The organism is Peribacillus sp. FW305-BF15, from assembly GCF_058783805.1.
In genome coordinates, this window is record NZ_JBYSYV010000024.1 from 1 (window position 1) to 17,513 (window position 17,513).

Genomic DNA, 17,513 nt, shown 5'->3' on the forward strand with positions numbered 1-17,513 from the left:
TTAGACAGATCAACAGACAAAATCAGCATGGGATTAGTTGGCAACGAAACTAATGTAAGGACATAGATCCTGTAGGGCAGCATGACCGACATCCACCTTATGGAAAGGTTGAACGAAGGAATGTAGGAGCGTAGACTCTGTGAGACTTGGGAGGGTAGACCCCCGTAAGATATGTGGACATCCATTGGTGCGTACATACCTAATTATCCAACTTTTTGAAATTAACCGAAGGTTGGCTGGTTTCTTGCGCTTATTTTCTTCGTAAACAGCTTGATTGTGTTCTTTTCGCTCTAACCAAATCTGCAAAGTTAAACAAGTTAGATAGCAATATTGAGAAAAACTGCGTATTTAAGAGATAAGTGTTTGTTTATTGAGGGAGGTTAGTTCTATAAGGAAATGAGGACTAATGTGTAAATTTATACCATAAAATTGAAACTATAGTGGACTTATAACGTCAATAATATTAAACCCAAATCTGAAAGGAGAAATAATGAAAATACACTATTTTGTTGTTATAGTTTTTTCCTTAGTTTTATTGTTTGGTTGTTCTTCCAATCAAAAGAATGACAAAGTTGTAAAAGCAGAAGTACAAGATGGCCTAAAGGAACAAGGTATTAAATCAAATTTAAGTTCTAACATTATTTCACCTAACCAAAACTCAATACAAACACCAACATTCACAGTAAATGAAAAAGTAAACGATGTAATAATGGTATATGAAATAAGGGGTGAAAATCGGAAATTTGGTTATTTCGATAAACCTTTGATAATGGATAAAGAAATTAAGTTAGAATGGCTTTTTTGGACAATGGATGAACAGCTTCCGTTAGGTGAGTTAAAGGTAAAAGCCGTCCAAGATGAAAGTGGTAAGAGTATAATAGCTAAAGGAGAGATAGTTAAAAAAGAGACACCTTTAAAGGAATTACCTAAAGATTATACCCCAAAGCCAGTTAGTATTAATAAAAATAATGAAGAAGATATAGAAAACGATATAGAAATTAATTTTAATTTTCCTGTATCTATATCATCCACTTCAATTAAATTCAACGAGTCAGGTATTTGGGAATTGCAACTATTTTTAAATGATAAATCTTTAGGAAATATGAACGTTTATGTAACTAAAGAAAACGAAGCTAACATATATTACCTTGACAATTGAGGTTTAAATTTTCATCCCATTATAGGGGTCATTACTTCTATATGGAGCTGGAAACAGCTCCTTTTCTTATGGAACTAAAGGGACAGTTTAGTTGAAGAAATAAATTTAAAAGTAACATAGTTTTAGTTGTGGTAAAATATGTTATTGGAAAAGTTAGGAATTACTGGGAGGTTTTTATATGAAAGGGAAATTAGTTTTAACCCTTGGTTTTGCAGGAGTTTTAGCAGTATCAATCGGTTTTGCGAAAGACTTGCAGAAGACAGAAGCATCTGCGGAAGTTTCCTCAAAACAAACAGATACATATAAACTTGTTACTAGAGAGGAACAAGATCGTAGAGAAGGTATGGTAGCTGAAGGAAAAGATGTTACCACAGTTATAACAGCAGAAGAGCAAAATATGGTAGAAAATAGTTCAGCTCAACAAGGGTTTGTTCCACAAGAAAATGGGACAGGTTTCTATTTCGTAAAAGAGAAAAAAAATTAAGTTTAGTTGTTAAACTAACAAGGTGCTTTACTTCAATAAGGAAGGTTGCTGCGGCAGCCTTTTTCTTATGGCACTAATGGGGCAGGATAGTTCCATAAGAAATTGACTATTGGTTAATTGTGGAATATAATTGCATTAAAAGGAACGTACGTTCTTTTTTGGTGGAGTAGCTTTTGATGTGGAAAAAATAAACTATGAAAATTATGATTGGAGTGTTAGTAGATGAAAATAAAAAAAGTTTATCTATATGTATTTAATACAATGTCAGACTGGGAATATGGATATTTAATTGCTGAACTAAATTCAGGAAGATATTTCAAAAAAGATTTAGCACCTTTAAAAGTAATTACAGTAGGAGCGAATAAAGAAATTATTACTACGATGGGGGGACTGAGTATAAAACCAGATATTTCTCTTGATGAATGTAACTTTGATAGTAAAGATCTTGTAATTCTACCTGGAGGGAATACTTGGGGAGAAGCTATTCATCAACCTATCTTGAAAAAAATTGGCGAGGCTTTAAAGCTTGGCACTATTGTTGCTGCTATTTGTGGTGCTACTGAGGGACTAGCGAATATGGGATATCTAGATTCTAGAAAGCATACAAGCAATAGCTTAGAGTATATTAAAATGGTCTGTCCTAATTATAAAGGAGAAAATTTTTATGAGATGGAACCTGTAGTAACGGGTGAAAATTTGGTTACTGCATCAGGAGTAGCTCCTTTGGAATTAGCGATGGAAGTACTGAAAAAAATAGATGTATTTGCACCAGATACATTACACTCGTGGTATAACCTAAATAAGACTCACAAACCTGAATACTTCTTCCAACTAATGAACTCAATAAATAAGTGATTTTAAAAATCAACTTGGCAGTTTTATTTTACTTGAAATAACCTCTATACTTTATGGCGATGCCAAAGTATAGTTTTAGTACATAACTTAAAAATTTTAGAGAAGTTAATAGAGATTGTGAATGATTGTACTTAAACTAACGGGTGCGTTAGCTGAGGATCAGAGCTGTCTTTAAGGCAGCTCTTTCTTTATGCAACTGATATGAACGAAACTGTCAATAAAATGTGGTGTGTTTTTATTGGTATAACACTTCTTCTTTTGGTAACTGCAGGATGTCAATCAAATAATATTGAGGAAGTAGAACTTATTTATCGTTTAAAGTTATTCCCCCATGGCAAAAATGTTTTAAAAAAGAGGTGATTTATTATAGCTACTATTAAAGTTAATGATAATGGTTCATTACGTGTATCAGGGAATGTAGAGCTAGTCGATGGTGAAGGGAATAAAATTGAAACAAAAGAAGCCTTTTCCCTATGCAGATGTGGACTTTCCGATAATAAACCTTTTTGTGACGGATCCCACAAAAGTAATTTCGAAAGCGTAGTTAGGGCAGAATAAAGCTAGTAGGGCAGAAGCTTTAGGGCACTCTTTTGGGAAATCGAACCCCAAAAAGCCGCCCGATTCATTTTTCTTTTACGAAAGAGTATGTTGTTGAACTATCGGGTGCGTAAGTTGAGAACCGGGGCTGCCATTTGGTGGCCTTTTTGCTCAATGAACTAAAGGGGCAGGTAAGTTCAATAAGGAAACCAGTAATGGTTAAAGCTCAAACCTTATTATCCAATCCAATTTTACCGGATTGTTGATTTTCGTCCATAATTAAATTACCGTTACTAAACCCCAAACTGTTTTAAATGATGGTCAAGATGCTTATAAATTCCATGTCCCCATTGCTCGGAAGAAAGTCTTCCGAAAAAAGGATGTGGGTGACTTGTACAAGCCTCTGGTCCATTCTTTTGGAAGGTTGTAATTTTTTCTTTCAATCTTTCTCTTTCTATTTCAAAATCTTTTTTATCGGTTATTAAAATGGTTGGAATAGTAGACATATTATGCGGTAGGGGCTTGTCATTATAAAACATGGTTTTTGCAAACCGACCTATTAATAGCCCTAACCAACCTCTTGGAGGCATAGAATAGCCCATAGCAATGTCTTGGAAGGATGAGCAATGAGCTAACATTTGTGCGACATCCATTTTTCCCCATGATGGTTTTGAATTTGCGCTTAAGTTGTCGATACGTTTTAAAATTTCTTCTGTAAACAAGACCTCAAAAATATTATTCATTAGAATAACTCCTCTAATTTTGTTGATTTAAAACAGTAATTGATTATTTAATGTATATTCAACGTCAACATTATTTTATCCTTCTAAGCTAAAGGGGGACTGTTTCAAGAGGGATTGAAGTCCTGTTGGTTGAGCTAATAGAGGCAGGATAGTTGAAGAGTACTGTTTGATCTTTATTCAACAATTGAGCCAGATTGTAATTTTTATATAGGCTAAAATAGAAACGCTTTTCTTATGAAAAATAATAAAGGGAATTAACTTTAATCAAGAGAATAAATAGAACTAGGTATTCAATTTATGACTATTTTTACATTCTTTTGGATTCAAAGAAAAAATTTAATAGGAGTGTGGAAAGCATGTTTCATGCAAAAGACGTATTATCCGATCAATTATTAGCTAATGCTAATGATCCTAGCTGGTACCTTCCATTTTCTGACTCTGTTAAAAACTTGTCAGAGGAAGAAGCGTTTTGGAAGCCTAATGAAAATTGTAATAGTATTGTTGAAATTGTGCAGCACCTGCTTTATTGGAATGAAACATGGCAAACCAGGTACCAAAAATCTCATGTCAATGCTGTGCCTTCCATAGGTGATAATAATAAAAGCTTTATCATTCCAGAAAATAAAAATTTTAATGACTTAAAAGAACGACTTTTAGAGGTGCTATTACAATGGCAAAATTTATTAACGGAAGAAAAAGTTGAAAGTGAAGTAAATGGCTTTCCTGAACCTGCGAAGTGGTGGGAAATACTTGGAAATGCATCAACTCATAACGCATATCACATTGGTCAAATCATTTATATTCGAAAACTGCAAAAGAGCTGGAAAGTGGATGTTGTCGAAGTATAGTCAAATCAATATTCATTAGTAAGGGCGCGATTCTTGAAGAAGTTTCGCTTTTCTTAATGAACAAACGGGTGCGTTAGCTGAAGTTCGGAGCTGTCTTTAAGGCAGCTTTTTTTATGGAACTAACGGGGCAGGTTAGTTTAATAAGCATCATCAAATTGGTAGGAGGAAAATATGAAAGAAATCCCTTTGCAAGAAGGTACAGTGATTTTTTTAAAGAATCGGATTTTTGGGATGATTGGTTAGCAAGATGCCATCAGAACAGCGACAAACAATTTTAATTTAAAAAATGTTTTTATCAGAGGTTATCATACCTCGCGAATAAGGAAGAATTATATATTGATAAAACAAGAGAGGTAATACAAGAATTACCTCAAAAAAACCTTTCTACACATGAGTAGAAAGGCCGGTTAAACAATCCGTAATTTAATTTTCTTTCGTTAATCGACTCATTCGGAATGGAGTAATGATGAGAACGATAATAAGGACAATTCCCATATAGCCAAAGATTGGATAGAGAGAGGAAACAAGTTTAGTGAAGCCAAAGAAGCTTGCTATAAATCCTATCAACAGTGATGAAATAACAATCACTTTAAATTTTGTGGTCTGCGGATCTGAAAAGCGTGTTCCAAATGAGTAGAACATGCTGACTGCCGTATTGAAAATCATAGCGAACAGAACGAGAGAGTACAAAATACCTAGGAGAGGTGAAATACTGTTGGCGATTCCCAGCATGGGCATATCCAAGTCCGATACAGTATTAATATTTGAGAAAATAGTAAGGTGACTAATTATAAGAAGTAGACCTAAAGCGATCCCTCCTGTAAGCCCTCCAATGGATGATATTCTTTCATCGGGTTCATTTCCACCCATAACAAGTGTCATGGAAGCCCCCATTGCAATGGTTATTGAAATATAGTTTATTGTAGATATAAGCCAATGTCCCGCAGCTGAATTTTGTTCCAGCGCATGTGGTTCAAGTGACGTAAACGATGAATTCATTGTAAACATACTATAAATGAATAGAAAAAGTACGACAAGAATCAGAAATGGTGTGACGGATGCAATTACCTTAATCACACGGTCGACTTTAAGCATAACTGTTATCATAACAAGAACAGTCATAACAATGGTTCCTATAAAGGAAGGTAATCCGAATTGCTGATCAAAGATCGAGCCTGACCCCGCAATCATGACAATTCCTATACCAAATAGGATGGCGTTCAGAACATAATCAATGATACAGCCGAGAAAGCGACCACAAATCTTATAAATTACTTCCTGATGCGAATCTGTTTGTGTACGACTGCCAAGCTTCATCAGAATCATTCCAAGGTATGCAAAAATAGCGACTGAAATGATAGCTCCAATTGTGCCCAAGTTCCCGAAGCTTACAAAATAAAGCATGGTTTCTTGTCCTGAGGCGAACCCTGCTCCGACTAGAATTCCGATAAAAGCGCTAGCGATCTTAAGGATTCTCTTCATGTTGTCCTCCGTTTTTCTTACGTTTATATTTTTTTCTTAACTATTTGATAGGAGTGTTATTTGATAACCACATCTTTTGATACATATAATTTCCTAAGGAGGATCCATGGTGTATTTATGGAGATGATTAACTTAGACACCGTCCTTTTATGGTACTGAAGTTCCCCAGTACTCTCGGGGGATTAGTCGATTTCCCGTACGCTACTGCCATCTCTTCATTCAGCTCTTTCGAACGTTTCGCTGCATGATGAATCGCCTGTGAAATGGCTCTGCCGCCATTATTTTTCCGTAACGCATCAAGTCCGGATGCTGTCGTTCCATTTGGTGAAGTGACTTTCTCCCTGAGGCTTGCCGGTGTCTCGTCGTTCACCATAATCATCTTGGCTGCGCCTAAAATCGTTTGGGCGACAATCTCACGGACCATTGCTTCATCCATCCCCTTTTTAACGCCAGCGTGTTCCATATGCTCCATTAAATAATAGAAGTAAGCAGGTCCGCTTCCTGCAATTCCTGTAAAAATATCCATATGCTCTTCTTCAATTAAGAACACTTTTCCCATACAGCCTAACAGCTCTTTCACTGCTATCACGTTGTCCATCGCTGTATATCTTCCCGGACATAACGCAGTTGCCGACTCCCGGATCATGCTCGACGTATTCGGCATCAACCGCACAACCTGCTGTCCAAGCTGTAGATGATTTTCCATGAATTCAGTGGAAATGCCCGCTAAAACAGAAATTACAACTTGATCCACTCTTATTTTATCTTTGAGTGCATCAAGAGCATCTGCTGCTCCCTGGGGCTTCATTGCCAAAATGAAGAAATCAACTTCTTCATATGGCAATGCATCCTGATGGACCGCATGGACTCCATACACGTGATGCATTTCCTCGAGTCGTAATTGATTGCTGCGATTTGTCACATAAATTCTTTCTGCTGGTATGCTCCCAATCTGCACAATTCCTGAAATCATCGACTCTGCCATCGAACCGGCTCCTAAAAATGCAACAGTTTTATCTCTCAACATTATGCCCTCCTAAAAGTTCATTGTTCGTAATTCCGTTCGTATTTTTTAACCTTGTTATCGTAACATGCTGAGATTTAGATTCAAGGGAAGAGAGGACATTCACAAGGAAAAGGCCGAGATAGTGAAGGGAAGCGTTATCATTTGGGGCTTACATGCCAGTCAGGTCATTTAATCAAGGATAATCGGCTGTAATCGGGGTATTTGCGGATATATTAGGAAGAAAAACGTAATAAAATTATTGAACTATATGGAGCTGAGTTGAACAATCCAGGTAACTGCGGCACCTCTTTTTCCTATTCCAAAGTTATTTTGTGAAGGGTTGTACTTAAATTAACGGGTGTGTTAGCAAAAGATCGGAGCTGTCTTTAAAGGCAGCTTTTTCTTTATACAACAAACTAGTCAGGACAGTTTAGGAATAAATGATATAATTTGTAATATTGATTTAATTGAAAGGAGTTTGCTGCATATGCCAACCTGTCAGCAATGTGGCTATAAATGGGGTTGGATAGAGGCCTTTTTTAAAATGTTTACCTTTAAAAAGAAGTTAAGATGTTCATCCTGTGATTCATCCCAATACGTTTCCAAGAAAACAAGAATGCATTTAAGCCAATTTATATTTATATCTTTATTGATTGCACCGTTAATATCATATGGTGTACCTAAAGGTTATGTCTTAGCTTTTGAAATAGCTGCGTATGCTTTAGTGATTATTTTGATGCCATTTATATATAAGCTAAGTAACAAGGACGAACAGATGTGGTAGTCATGCATTAACAAAAGATCGGAGCTGTCTTTAAGGCAGCTTTTTATAAATGCAACTATCAGGGCAGGGGAATGAATTTAAAGCAAAAGAACAGGGAGAAGTCAACATGAATCAGAATATTGGCACAGAAGATGCGATTAAAAGGTGGGATAGTTTCGCGGATACATATTCTGCAAATCATACCGAGCAAGGAGACCTTCATAAAGAAGTTTTTTTAAATCCAACTTTATTATCACTTATGGAAACAGTAAGGAATAAAAACGTTTTAGATGCCGGGTGTGGTGAGGGGTATTTAAGTCGAATGTTAGCGAGGTCCGAAGCGACTGTAACGGCTGTGGATTATTCATCACGGATGATAGAAATTGCTAAAGAAAGAACCCCGAATGATTTGTTGATTGATTATAGGCAGGCTAATTGTGAGGACTTGAATTGTTTAGAGGACAAAGGTTTCGATTTAATAGTATCCAATATGGTCATTCAAGATCTTGCAGATTACGAAAAAGCATTTCAGGAAATGTATCGTCTATTAGTAGATGGAGGCTGTTTTATATTTTCGATTTTACATCCTTGTTTTGTTACTCCAGAAAGTGGTTGGGAAAAAACAAAGGGCGGTAAAAAACTGCATTGGAACGTAGATAAATATTTTTATGAAGGTGTATATGAACAACGTTTAGGTGATAAAGAAAAAATGCTATTCTTTCATAGAACATTAACAAGTTATATAAACACTTTAATCAAAACAGGTTTTATTTTAGAAAGCATAATAGAACCTAAGCCATCAAAAGAGATATTAGAAAAATATCCTTCATTTGAAGAAGATTTCAGATGTGCTGATTTTATAGTTTTTAAACTAAAAAAGTAAAGGTTATAAAAATATATAAAATCAACTAGAGGAAGGTGTACACGGTGGGGGGAAATTACAGAATGATGAATGAGGTCTTAGCAAATGTCCAGTAAAACATATCAAATGAACCAGAGTTATGCTGATTCCCAAGAAAAACAAAAAATGTTATACAAACGTACATTAATTATTATAAGTATTTCACAAATTTTTGGCGGTGCCGGGTTAGCTGCTGGAGTTACGGTGGGGGCACTTCTTGCACAACAAATGCTTGGCACAGATGCATTTGCTGGAGTTCCATCGGGTTTATTTACTTTAGGATCTGCCGGGGCTGCTTTAATCGTAGGGAGACTTTCTCAACGTTACGGTCGCCGTACAGGTCTAACAGCTGGTTTTTTGATAGGTGGGCTTGGAGCGATAGGAGTCATAACGGCAGCCATCATAAATAGCGTTTTCCTTTTATTTGCTTCCCTGCTCATCTATGGTGCAGGAACTGCGACAAATTTACAGGCTCGCTACGCTGGTACGGACTTGGCTAACAATAAACAGCGAGCCACTGCCATCAGTATTACCATGGTGTTTACAACATTTGGTGCAGTTGCCGGTCCGAATTTAGTGAATGTAATGGGGGATTTTGCTCTTTCTATTGGCGTTCCTTCACTCGCTGGTCCTTTCATTTTATCAGCGGCAGCATTTATCTTGGCAGGTCTTGTCCTTTTCGTTTTACTTCGCCCAGACCCATTAGTTATAGCAAGAACAATAGAAGCGTCCAAACAAGAAAGTAATCGATTAGGATATTCGGCTGATACTGAACAAATGGTAAACAAAAGAGGAATTATTGTTGGTGCGGCAATTATGGTTCTTACTCAAATTGTAATGGTGGCCATAATGACCATGACGCCAGTTCATATGAGACATCATGGACATGACTTGGGTGAAATAGGTCTCGTTATAGGATTTCATATAGCGGCCATGTATCTTCCTTCACTGGTTACAGGTGTCCTTGTTGATAAGTTTGGCCGTACTGCCATGGCTATTGCCTCTGGAGCTACGCTGCTTCTGGCCGGTTTAATATCGGCGATTGCACCAGGCGATTCTATGATTCTCCTAGTTATTGCCCTTTCTTTACTTGGATTAGGATGGAATTTCGGTTTAATAAGTGGGACGGCTCTTATTGTTGATTCAACTGACACTTCGAATCGGGCTAAAACCCAAGGTACGGTGGATGTTTTAATTGCATTATCAGGAGCCTCTGGTGGAGCCTTATCTGGAATGATTGTGGCCGGCTCAAGTTATACAGCATTATCATTTATCGGAGGGTTATTATCTTTATTATTGATTCCAGTGGTCATCTGGTCTCGGGGAAGTGAAAAATAAAAAGAAGCCATATAATAAGTAAAAAAAGTCATTTCCTATCGTACAGGAAATGGCTTTTGAAGGTCATTTTGGAACGCTTGAAACGTTTCCCCCTTTTTTGCCATACAAAAAATCCCCTCCATCCTCGAAGGGGTGCTCTGTTTTGTGCAATAGCATTGGAGAAATGAACAAAGTTTACCAGCTCATAATTATTGTAGCATTGATTGATGAGCAATCTGTAGATTATAATAATAATAGGAATGCTACAAATGTACATATAAATTCATAAGAACTAACGGGTTGGGGGAGAAATTATGATGAAAAAACTAGCAAAGGCATTAACCGTAGGAGTATTAGCTCTAGGATTACTGGCAGGAGTTGGAGCAAATAAAGGAGAAGCTGCAACAGTAACTAAGCCGATCGGTTCAACTTTCTATAAGAGCGCCTTAGTAGGTACTACCTATAAGGTTCAAGATTATAAAGGTAATACAATTAATGCAAAAACAACTAAAGCTGTAACGTTAACTCCATATGCAACAAATAAAAACTTTTCATATGCTACAGTAACATTTGTAGATTATGATAAAGTAGGAACAAAGTGGGTCAAGTATACAAAAACAGCCAAAGGATATTTCTTTACTCCTATTAAAAATGGTATAACTTACAATGAATATACGAATGTAAAAAAAGGAATGACTTATAATCAAACGGTATCTATCACAGGTGAATATATGAAATTGGAATCAACATATACATATGGCGGCATTACCCAAAAAGATTATACCTGGAGCCGTTACAGTGACACTAATGACACAGATTTTTATACGGTTTTTGAAAACAACAAGTTAACATACAAAAGCTATTCTGTAAGTGAATATTAATAACAAAAAAGCCCCTCTCGTGTGAGAAGGGCTTTTTATTTTTATTATTCCAAGTATAAAAATTGTTTCTTTTTCATTTAGGTGAATTTTGACATTGTGAGGGGAGGGGTGAAGTTTTGGAAAATACAAGAAAATTGAACAAACAAGAAGCAATACCTTTGATATTGACTGTTGTTTAGTTATAGCTGCAATACTGGTTTTTTTATCGGCAGATCGATACCGAATATAGATTTAAGGATATCGATTTTTTTATTTTGATATTGGATTTTTAGTGGCATTGATTTTGGGAACCAAGGCAAAGCAATTTGGTATAAGAGTAATCAGCGTTTTATCAAAGCTTTCGGGACCATAAAGCAGGTTTTAGCCATAATAAATCCAAATGATTAATTTTAGGTGCTTTAGGAGCTGTCTTTAAGGCAGCTTTTTCTTAATGAACTAAAGGGGCAGGATTGTTCAACAAGAAGATTGCAAAAAAGACCGCCTATACTGGCGATCTTTCGAATCTACGTATTAAAAAACTAAGCAGCATCTTTTATCTCTCTTGTTTTGTTAGCAAATAGTTTTTCTTTAAGGGTTGGCATAATCATACCATCTACCCCATATCTTCCTGCATTCATAGCAGAAACTAGGATAAACATTGACAATAAAACAAGTTGTGGGTTTGTACTTGTAGTACCACTAAACATATAAGAAAAGTTCATCGCCATTCCAAAAAACACTGCTGTTTTTGTAAAACAACCGATTAATAGACCTAGACCTACAAATAGTTCTCCCCAAGGAACTAAGAGGTTAAATACCTCTATATTAGGAATCGCTATATTTTTTAGAAATACCACCCACCATTCTTGAACTGCCGGATGTTCTCCTGTTGCGTTGGCCAACGCACCCTGTAAAAAGCCAGAAGCATCAAACGGTCCACTTGCTATTTTCCCCCAACCAGCCATAATCCACGTATATCCGATATATACACGTAATACAGCTAAGAGTATAGAAATGTTTTTGTTTTGTCTTAGAGCATCAATCATCATGTTTTTCCCCCAATAGTTCAAAATAAAAAGTACTAAGAAATATAATAACATAACTGAAAATGATTTTCATTATCATTTGTGTGAAGAATATGTAAAAAAAGGCCCAACTATGGAATATGATTAAAAAAATAAATTTCCTAATATACCGAGTGGTGCAAACCGTTGATACTCCAATGTTTATAGAGGGAGGATAGTTGAAGAAGGAATTGAAGAAACAAAAAGAGAATAGGTACTGTTAGTTAAAATGATTTTATAGAAAGAAGGATTAATATGGCATATTGCAAAGTTCGCCAAGCAGAAATTTATTATGAAGATTTAGGGGAAGGAAAACCAATTTTAATGATACACGGTTATTCTCCGGACCATCGATTAATGAGTGGTTGTATGGAACCAATATTTACTAATAGGGAGGGGTGGCGACGTATTTATATCGACCTGCCTGGGATGGGATTAACAAAAGAATATAACGAAATAAGTAGTTCTGATGAAATGCTGGATGCTGTTTTAGAGTTTATTCAAGCTGTAATTCCTAACCAAGAGTACGTAATTGCTGGGGAATCTTACGGTGGCTATATAGCTAGGGGCATTATTGAAAAGCATCAAGAACAAATACTTGGTGCAGCATTTATATGTCCTCTTATTATTCCTCTTCCAGAAAATAGAACAGTTGAGATACATAAAATAATGAGAACGGATGAGAAGTTTATTGAAAGCCTATCAACGGGTGAATTAGAAGATTTTAGAAATAACAACATTATACTTGATGAGTACACATGGTTAAGGTACAACAAAGAAATTCTAAGTGGTTGTAAAATTGGAGATGAAAAGTTTCTAAATAAGGTTAAGAATAAATATGGGTTTTCTTTTAAGATTGACCAGTCTGATTTTATTAAACCCAGTGTATTCCTGTTAGGAAGACAAGACTCTTCGGTTGGATATAAAGATGCTCTTGACATAGCAAACAAGTATCCGCGAGGAACATTTGCTGTATTGGATATGGCAGGTCACAATTTACAAATTGAACAACCACAACTTTTTAGCACTCTATTAAATGAATGGTTGGATAGAATTGAAGAGTTCCAAAACTAATATTTAACGCAGTAATTGAAGTTTGTGAAATAATAGTGCTTAAACTAAAGGTAGCTTTAGCATAGGATCGAAGGCGGCTATTTCTTGTGGAACGGGGAGGTTAGTGAAATAACAATTCTTTGTAAATCTTATATTGTTATAATGGAAATAAAAGCTTAATTATAGGAGATAAAAATGTTTGATAAAATTAAGATTTGGGCGAGGAGTCTAAAACGGCAAATTTTTATCCTTTACTTTGCTTGTAAAGATGAACGGGTGCCTTGGCATGCAAAGGTATTTACGGCTTGTGTTGTCGCTTATGCATTCAGTCCGATAGACATAATACCTGATTTTATACCCATTCTTGGCTACTTAGACGATGTAATTCTCGTTCCAATAGGGATAATGATCGCATTAAAGATGATACCAAAGAGTGTATTAACCGACTGTGAAGTTAAGGCAGAAGAAATGATGAAAAAGGGTAAGCCGAAGAATTGGATAGTCGGCTCACTAATAGTAATGATTTGGGTCTTCATTATAATATGGGCAATTATATATATTTATCGTTTAATGAACTAACGGGTGCTTTACTTCACTAGGATGCACAAGAAGACTACTTATAGGTGGTCTCTTTTATTTGTTCAAAAATCAACATTAAATCTTTTACAATGCCATGGTTAAAAAGCGATCTTAATATAGTCAATGGAATCATTCTATTATAAAAAGTGATTTTCCCTCCATTTATTTGTGGTACAAGAATCGGATTCTCTGAAGTTGATGCATTGTCATCTTTTATTTTTTAAGGTTCTTAGACTTTCCATATCCCCATTTACTCTCACATCAATATGAGCAAAGATGATATCAATATCTAAATCCCACCATTTAATTTCCAGCAGTTCGTTAATGATTTCTTTTGAGAAGCGGGTTTTAAGTTTCCTTTCGGGATTCCCTCCAACGATGGTGTAAGGTTCCACATCTTTGGTAATAACCGATTTGGCGGCTACAATTGCACCATCTCAGATTTTTATGACAGTATCCATTCCTATCCAAACATCATTTCCAATAATGGTATTGCCTTTAAACGGCAACTGGTCTAACGTTTGCGTATACTTTTCCCATTCGTGTCCAAAAATGTTGAAGTTGCAGAGGGCCTACCTCCATTACCCCCTAATAAGCTAAGAAGGTTAAGCTTAAAGCTCTCCAGAACCACCCCGAATTTCAATTTTTTTATGCGGAAAATTTGTCAATGACACCCCACGGAATCAGACTTTGCAAAAAAATAAAATTTAAGGGACCCCTTGAATGTAGATTCGAAAAAGGTCGGGAATTTCGGGATTGACTTCAAACTTTGGAGGGTTATATCGCTCTCTTTTCAAATGAAACAAGTTGAAGAGCCATAATTAAGTAAAAAAAAGCACCTTGCTTACCTATTAAATAGGCTGTTCAAGGTGCTTGTATTATTTGTTTGAAAATTCCCTGAATAAGGTTATAATTAAAAGTGTTGGAGAACCTAGCCAACTAGACACCCTTAGAGAATTGCCTTGTCCGCTACTTTCTAAGGGTGGATATTAATATTCTGGCTCATGCTTGGTTGAATTTCGGGTATGGAATGATGGTGTGTAATGGATGGATTTGTTTTTCCATTCAGGATGGCATTTAAAACAACCAGTGTTATTGTACCCATCACGACTCCGTTTCCACATATTAATTGGACTGTTTCCGGGAATTTATCGAATGCTTCCGGGACCCCCTTGACTGCCAGACCGACTCCTATCCCAAGTGCAATCGTCAATTGATTGGAAGGTTTGCTTAAATCCGCTTTGGCTATCATCCCCAAAGCTGCAGATAGAAGCATGCCGAACATTGGTATCATGGCCCCGCCCAGAACGGGTAAAGGGATCATTGTCGTAAGACCGGCAACCTTAGGCACAAAAGCTAGAAAGATTAGGATACAACCTGCCGTGACTACTACCGAGCGCTGAGTTACCTTTGTCAGCAAGACCAAGCCAACATTCTGTGAGAAGGTAGAATGGTTGAAAGAGTTGAAGATACCGCTTATGAAGCTCCCTATTCCTTCTGCACGAAGGCCCTTTTCCACATCTTTTTCGGTTATTTCCTTCCCGCATACTTCCCCGAGTGTCAAAAAGACGCCTATACTTTCCACAGCTATGATTAAAGATATGATTGTCATGGTGATAATAGATGAAAGGTCGAAGGTAGGTACCCCAAAATAAAAAGGAGTCACCATTGTAAACCAGCTGGCCTCTGTAAAGCCAGAGGTATCGACCATACCTAAAAAACCAGCCAATATAGTGCCGAGAATCATGGCGAAAAGAACTGAAACCGCTTTCAAGAAACCTTTGGTAAGTGTATTCAATAAAAGGAAACTCACTAGTGTAAAACAGGCTAGCATTAGATTCATAGGATCTCCAAAGGTGGGGGAACCGACTCCGCCCGCTGCATTTTTCATGGCAACTGGCATTAATGACACGCCTATGATTAATATGACGGACCCTGCAACAATTGGTGGGAAATAGGGTATTAATTTACCGATTACTCCTGATAAAAGGGCAACAATTATTCCGGATACCATAACTGCGCCTAAAACCCCGGTTATACTATGGACCGATCCTATGGCTATTACTGGCTCGACCACGATAAAAGAAACAGCCATTAAAGCAGGTAATCTTATACCAAATCCTTTACCGCCAATAACTTGAAGCAAGGTGACTATCCCGCAGGCGAGTAAATCAAACGAGATCAGGTATATGATCTGTCCTTGTGTCAACCCGATTGCAGGACCGACGATTAGTGGAACAGCTACCGCTCCTCCATACATTACACAAACATGCTGTAAACCTAACAATAACGTGTTTAGTTTGCTCAATTTTTCCATGTTTGCCCCCTTTTAATTAGTCACGACTTTCCAATTATATGAATGTAACGAAATCGCCTCCTTGTGATTTTGTAAATACTTCCTTATGGATGGTTTTGTTGTTGCTTATTAAGAAACGCTATTTACAAAATCGGTGTATTTTTATATTATCACCGCCATAATGCTAAATCAAGACTATTTTTTGGAAAAATATGAATATTCATTCTAGTTCATTCTGTATATAATTAAGAAGAATAGGGGGAGAAATATGTATTTAACGATCGAAAAAGCTTTGAAACTTCCTGCCCTAAACCAAGTGGAAGTTATTGGAGGAAGTCAAGGGTTAACTCGGGTAATTAATTCAGTAAGTATAATGGATCATCCGGATATATCATGGATTAAACGAGGGGAACTCCTGCTGACAACCGGTTATGTGTTTAAGGATGACCTGAATGCTCAAATCAATCTTGTTAGGGAATTGTCGAAAAGAGGAAGTGCTGGATTAGCTATCAAGATTAAGCGGTTTCTTTCTACGATTCCTCCTGGAATGGTGGAAGAAGCGAACAAGTACAATTTCCCACTGCTGGAGATTCCTTATGAAATGCCTTTATCCGACTTATTATTCAGCTTTACATATGAACTTGTTAATAAGGAGAAAGTGAAAAACAATGGAAAAGGAAGTGTTGAAGTTTTTCATTCTCTTTTGAATGGGGATAATAGGAGTTCATCTTTTATCCCCCAATTACAGGAATTTGGCTTTAATCCCGATAGGCCATATATTCTGCTCTTAATAAACGGAACGAAAGAAGAAGCGGATTCATTCTTTCCAATTGGCAGAATGTTGGAGAAATTAAGCCAAACGGAAAGGGAAGATTTCAAGTATTGGAATATCGACTTCGATGGTCAATTGATTATCCTGCAAGGGAAAGGGATGGTGACTGATGAACACCTGTTTATGCAGGCTCAAAGAATTGCCATCCTTTTAGAAGGTCTTATATCCAAAGATAATCCTGGCACTTCACTATCCATGGGGTTAAGCAAGGTGAAAAAAGAATTCTACAATATGAAAGAAGGGTTTATTGAAGCTAAAAAGGCCATTCAACTTGGCTCGAGGGTCAACCCGACTAATATCAATGATTACGCAAGCGTTGAAGTTGAAGATCTAATAAACCAAATCCCTAAGGATGCCATAACTCAATACGTGCTATCCATGATTCAGCCGATTATTGTATATGATAGGGAAAATGAGGGGGAGTTGTTAAAAACGCTGGAAACCTATCTATTTTCAAGAGGGAGAATAGAAGATGCGGCACGGGCTTTGTTTGTGCATCGAAATACTGTAAAGTTCCGTTTGTCTAGAATTGAAGACTTATTGGGAGTTGATTTAAAATCGAGGGATATTGCTTTTAAATTGCAGTTTAGTATAAAGGCTGCGAAGTTATTATTACATGACTAGGTAAAGGAAGCATGATTTGAAGGAATAGGAAATCAAGTGTTACTGCCCATGAAAAACTGCCAGGGAATGAAGGATCCCTGGCAGTTTTTCATTTGTATCGGCCATTTCTT

17 protein-coding genes and 1 pseudogene are annotated in these 17,513 nt (G+C 36.7%); 12 read left to right on the plus strand and 6 right to left on the minus strand.

Annotation, left to right across the window (positions count from 1 at the left end; all coding sequences use genetic code 11):
- The first annotated feature begins 490 nt into the window (after positions 1-490).
- The 4 genes from AC3WLU_RS21110 to AC3WLU_RS21125 all read left to right on the plus strand — a co-directional run bounded on the left by AC3WLU_RS21110 (position 491) and on the right by AC3WLU_RS21125 (position 3,056).
- Entirely contained in the window at positions 491-1,159 is a 669-nt protein-coding gene (locus AC3WLU_RS21110; RefSeq protein ID WP_492597852.1) for a hypothetical protein, read from the plus strand.
- A gap of 178 nt (positions 1,160-1,337) precedes the next feature.
- The gene (locus AC3WLU_RS21115) at positions 1,338-1,643 is read left to right on the plus strand and encodes a hypothetical protein (protein ID WP_492597853.1); all 306 of its coding nucleotides are present in this window, start codon (positions 1,338-1,340) and stop codon (positions 1,641-1,643) included.
- A gap of 222 nt (positions 1,644-1,865) precedes the next feature.
- Entirely contained in the window at positions 1,866-2,498 is a 633-nt protein-coding gene (locus AC3WLU_RS21120; protein WP_492597854.1) for a type 1 glutamine amidotransferase family protein, read from the plus strand.
- Positions 2,499-2,861: 363 nt separating this feature from the next.
- Positions 2,862-3,056 (plus strand): CDGSH iron-sulfur domain-containing protein, encoded by a 195-nt coding sequence (locus AC3WLU_RS21125; RefSeq protein ID WP_081109037.1) that lies wholly within the window; start codon positions 2,862-2,864, stop codon positions 3,054-3,056.
- Between the two features lie 272 nt (positions 3,057-3,328).
- Here the strand turns inward: AC3WLU_RS21125 and AC3WLU_RS21130 are convergent, their stop codons facing one another.
- On the minus strand, positions 3,329-3,778 hold the full coding sequence (locus tag AC3WLU_RS21130) for a DUF1569 domain-containing protein (protein ID WP_063575013.1): 450 nt from the start codon (positions 3,776-3,778) through the stop codon (positions 3,329-3,331).
- Positions 3,779-4,134: 356 nt separating this feature from the next.
- Here AC3WLU_RS21130 and AC3WLU_RS21135 point away from each other — a divergent pair, with 356 nt between their 5' ends.
- The gene (locus AC3WLU_RS21135; protein ID WP_063575018.1) at positions 4,135-4,626 is read left to right on the plus strand and encodes a DinB family protein; all 492 of its coding nucleotides are present in this window, start codon (positions 4,135-4,137) and stop codon (positions 4,624-4,626) included.
- Positions 4,627-5,049: 423 nt separating this feature from the next.
- Here the strand turns inward: AC3WLU_RS21135 and AC3WLU_RS21140 are convergent, their stop codons facing one another.
- Together AC3WLU_RS21140 and proC are read right to left on the minus strand one after the other, a co-directional pair.
- Positions 5,050-6,108, minus strand: coding sequence for a YkvI family membrane protein (locus AC3WLU_RS21140; protein ID WP_413005006.1), 1,059 nt, complete (start codon positions 6,106-6,108; stop codon positions 5,050-5,052).
- Positions 6,109-6,235: 127 nt separating this feature from the next.
- The gene (gene proC / locus AC3WLU_RS21145; RefSeq protein WP_413005004.1) at positions 6,236-7,135 is read right to left on the minus strand and encodes a pyrroline-5-carboxylate reductase; all 900 of its coding nucleotides are present in this window, start codon (positions 7,133-7,135) and stop codon (positions 6,236-6,238) included.
- 466 nt (positions 7,136-7,601) lie between these two features.
- On the opposite strand from proC, the gene AC3WLU_RS21150 reads away from it, so the two are divergent.
- The 4 genes from AC3WLU_RS21150 (at position 7,602) to AC3WLU_RS21165 (ending at position 10,976) form a co-directional block, all read left to right on the plus strand.
- On the plus strand, positions 7,602-7,898 hold the full coding sequence (locus AC3WLU_RS21150) for a TIGR04104 family putative zinc finger protein (RefSeq protein ID WP_492597855.1): 297 nt from the start codon (positions 7,602-7,604) through the stop codon (positions 7,896-7,898).
- Between the two features lie 106 nt (positions 7,899-8,004).
- Positions 8,005-8,760: a class I SAM-dependent methyltransferase gene (locus AC3WLU_RS21155; RefSeq protein ID WP_492597856.1), complete on the plus strand. Its 756-nt coding sequence runs from the start codon at positions 8,005-8,007 to the stop codon at positions 8,758-8,760.
- Between the two features lie 84 nt (positions 8,761-8,844).
- The gene (locus AC3WLU_RS21160; protein WP_057277108.1) at positions 8,845-10,116 is read left to right on the plus strand and encodes an MFS transporter; all 1,272 of its coding nucleotides are present in this window, start codon (positions 8,845-8,847) and stop codon (positions 10,114-10,116) included.
- Between the two features lie 293 nt (positions 10,117-10,409).
- Positions 10,410-10,976 (plus strand): hypothetical protein, encoded by a 567-nt coding sequence (locus AC3WLU_RS21165; RefSeq protein WP_239859428.1) that lies wholly within the window; start codon positions 10,410-10,412, stop codon positions 10,974-10,976.
- Positions 10,977-11,494: 518 nt separating this feature from the next.
- Here AC3WLU_RS21165 and AC3WLU_RS21170 read toward each other — a convergent pair.
- On the minus strand, positions 11,495-12,004 hold the full coding sequence (locus AC3WLU_RS21170) for a DoxX family protein (protein ID WP_492597857.1): 510 nt from the start codon (positions 12,002-12,004) through the stop codon (positions 11,495-11,497).
- Between the two features lie 270 nt (positions 12,005-12,274).
- On the opposite strand from AC3WLU_RS21170, the gene AC3WLU_RS21175 reads away from it, so the two are divergent.
- Together AC3WLU_RS21175 and AC3WLU_RS21180 are read left to right on the plus strand one after the other, a co-directional pair.
- Complete coding sequence (locus AC3WLU_RS21175; RefSeq protein ID WP_492597858.1) at positions 12,275-13,093, plus strand: alpha/beta fold hydrolase; 819 nt, start codon at positions 12,275-12,277, stop codon at positions 13,091-13,093.
- Between the two features lie 174 nt (positions 13,094-13,267).
- A complete protein-coding gene (locus tag AC3WLU_RS21180; RefSeq protein ID WP_268938334.1) occupies positions 13,268-13,651 on the plus strand; it encodes a YkvA family protein in 384 nt (127 codons plus the stop codon).
- A 206-nt stretch (positions 13,652-13,857) separates the two neighbouring features.
- Here AC3WLU_RS21180 and AC3WLU_RS21185 read toward each other — a convergent pair.
- Together AC3WLU_RS21185 and AC3WLU_RS21190 are read right to left on the minus strand one after the other, a co-directional pair.
- A pseudogene (locus AC3WLU_RS21185) lies at positions 13,858-14,211 on the minus strand (CatB-related O-acetyltransferase); the annotation flags it as partial.
- Between the two features lie 416 nt (positions 14,212-14,627).
- On the minus strand, positions 14,628-15,968 hold the full coding sequence (locus AC3WLU_RS21190; RefSeq protein ID WP_413004989.1) for a nucleobase:cation symporter-2 family protein: 1,341 nt from the start codon (positions 15,966-15,968) through the stop codon (positions 14,628-14,630).
- Positions 15,969-16,215: 247 nt separating this feature from the next.
- Between AC3WLU_RS21190 and AC3WLU_RS21195 the strand changes: the two genes are divergently transcribed.
- Positions 16,216-17,403: a PucR family transcriptional regulator gene (locus tag AC3WLU_RS21195; protein WP_413004987.1), complete on the plus strand. Its 1,188-nt coding sequence runs from the start codon at positions 16,216-16,218 to the stop codon at positions 17,401-17,403.
- Positions 17,404-17,513 lie beyond the last annotated feature (110 nt).

Coding starts and splice junctions, on each gene's coding strand:
- proC (WP_413005004.1), bottom strand. CDS start 7,135: ATGTTGAGAGATAAAACTGTTGCATTTTTAGGAGCCGGTTCGATGGCA.
- AC3WLU_RS21135 (WP_063575018.1), top strand. CDS start 4,135: ATGTTTCATGCAAAAGACGTATTATCCGATCAATTATTAGCTAATGCT.
- AC3WLU_RS21110 (WP_492597852.1), top strand. CDS start 491: ATGAAAATACACTATTTTGTTGTTATAGTTTTTTCCTTAGTTTTATTG.
- AC3WLU_RS21195 (WP_413004987.1), top strand. CDS start 16,216: ATGTATTTAACGATCGAAAAAGCTTTGAAACTTCCTGCCCTAAACCAA.
- AC3WLU_RS21190 (WP_413004989.1), bottom strand. CDS start 15,968: ATGGAAAAATTGAGCAAACTAAACACGTTATTGTTAGGTTTACAGCAT.
- AC3WLU_RS21130 (WP_063575013.1), bottom strand. CDS start 3,778: ATGAATAATATTTTTGAGGTCTTGTTTACAGAAGAAATTTTAAAACGT.
- AC3WLU_RS21175 (WP_492597858.1), top strand. CDS start 12,275: ATGGCATATTGCAAAGTTCGCCAAGCAGAAATTTATTATGAAGATTTA.
- AC3WLU_RS21120 (WP_492597854.1), top strand. CDS start 1,866: ATGAAAATAAAAAAAGTTTATCTATATGTATTTAATACAATGTCAGAC.
- AC3WLU_RS21150 (WP_492597855.1), top strand. CDS start 7,602: ATGCCAACCTGTCAGCAATGTGGCTATAAATGGGGTTGGATAGAGGCC.
- AC3WLU_RS21170 (WP_492597857.1), bottom strand. CDS start 12,004: ATGATGATTGATGCTCTAAGACAAAACAAAAACATTTCTATACTCTTA.
- AC3WLU_RS21115 (WP_492597853.1), top strand. CDS start 1,338: ATGAAAGGGAAATTAGTTTTAACCCTTGGTTTTGCAGGAGTTTTAGCA.
- AC3WLU_RS21160 (WP_057277108.1), top strand. CDS start 8,845: ATGTCCAGTAAAACATATCAAATGAACCAGAGTTATGCTGATTCCCAA.
- AC3WLU_RS21155 (WP_492597856.1), top strand. CDS start 8,005: ATGAATCAGAATATTGGCACAGAAGATGCGATTAAAAGGTGGGATAGT.
- AC3WLU_RS21180 (WP_268938334.1), top strand. CDS start 13,268: ATGTTTGATAAAATTAAGATTTGGGCGAGGAGTCTAAAACGGCAAATT.
- AC3WLU_RS21165 (WP_239859428.1), top strand. CDS start 10,410: ATGATGAAAAAACTAGCAAAGGCATTAACCGTAGGAGTATTAGCTCTA.
- AC3WLU_RS21140 (WP_413005006.1), bottom strand. CDS start 6,108: ATGAAGAGAATCCTTAAGATCGCTAGCGCTTTTATCGGAATTCTAGTC.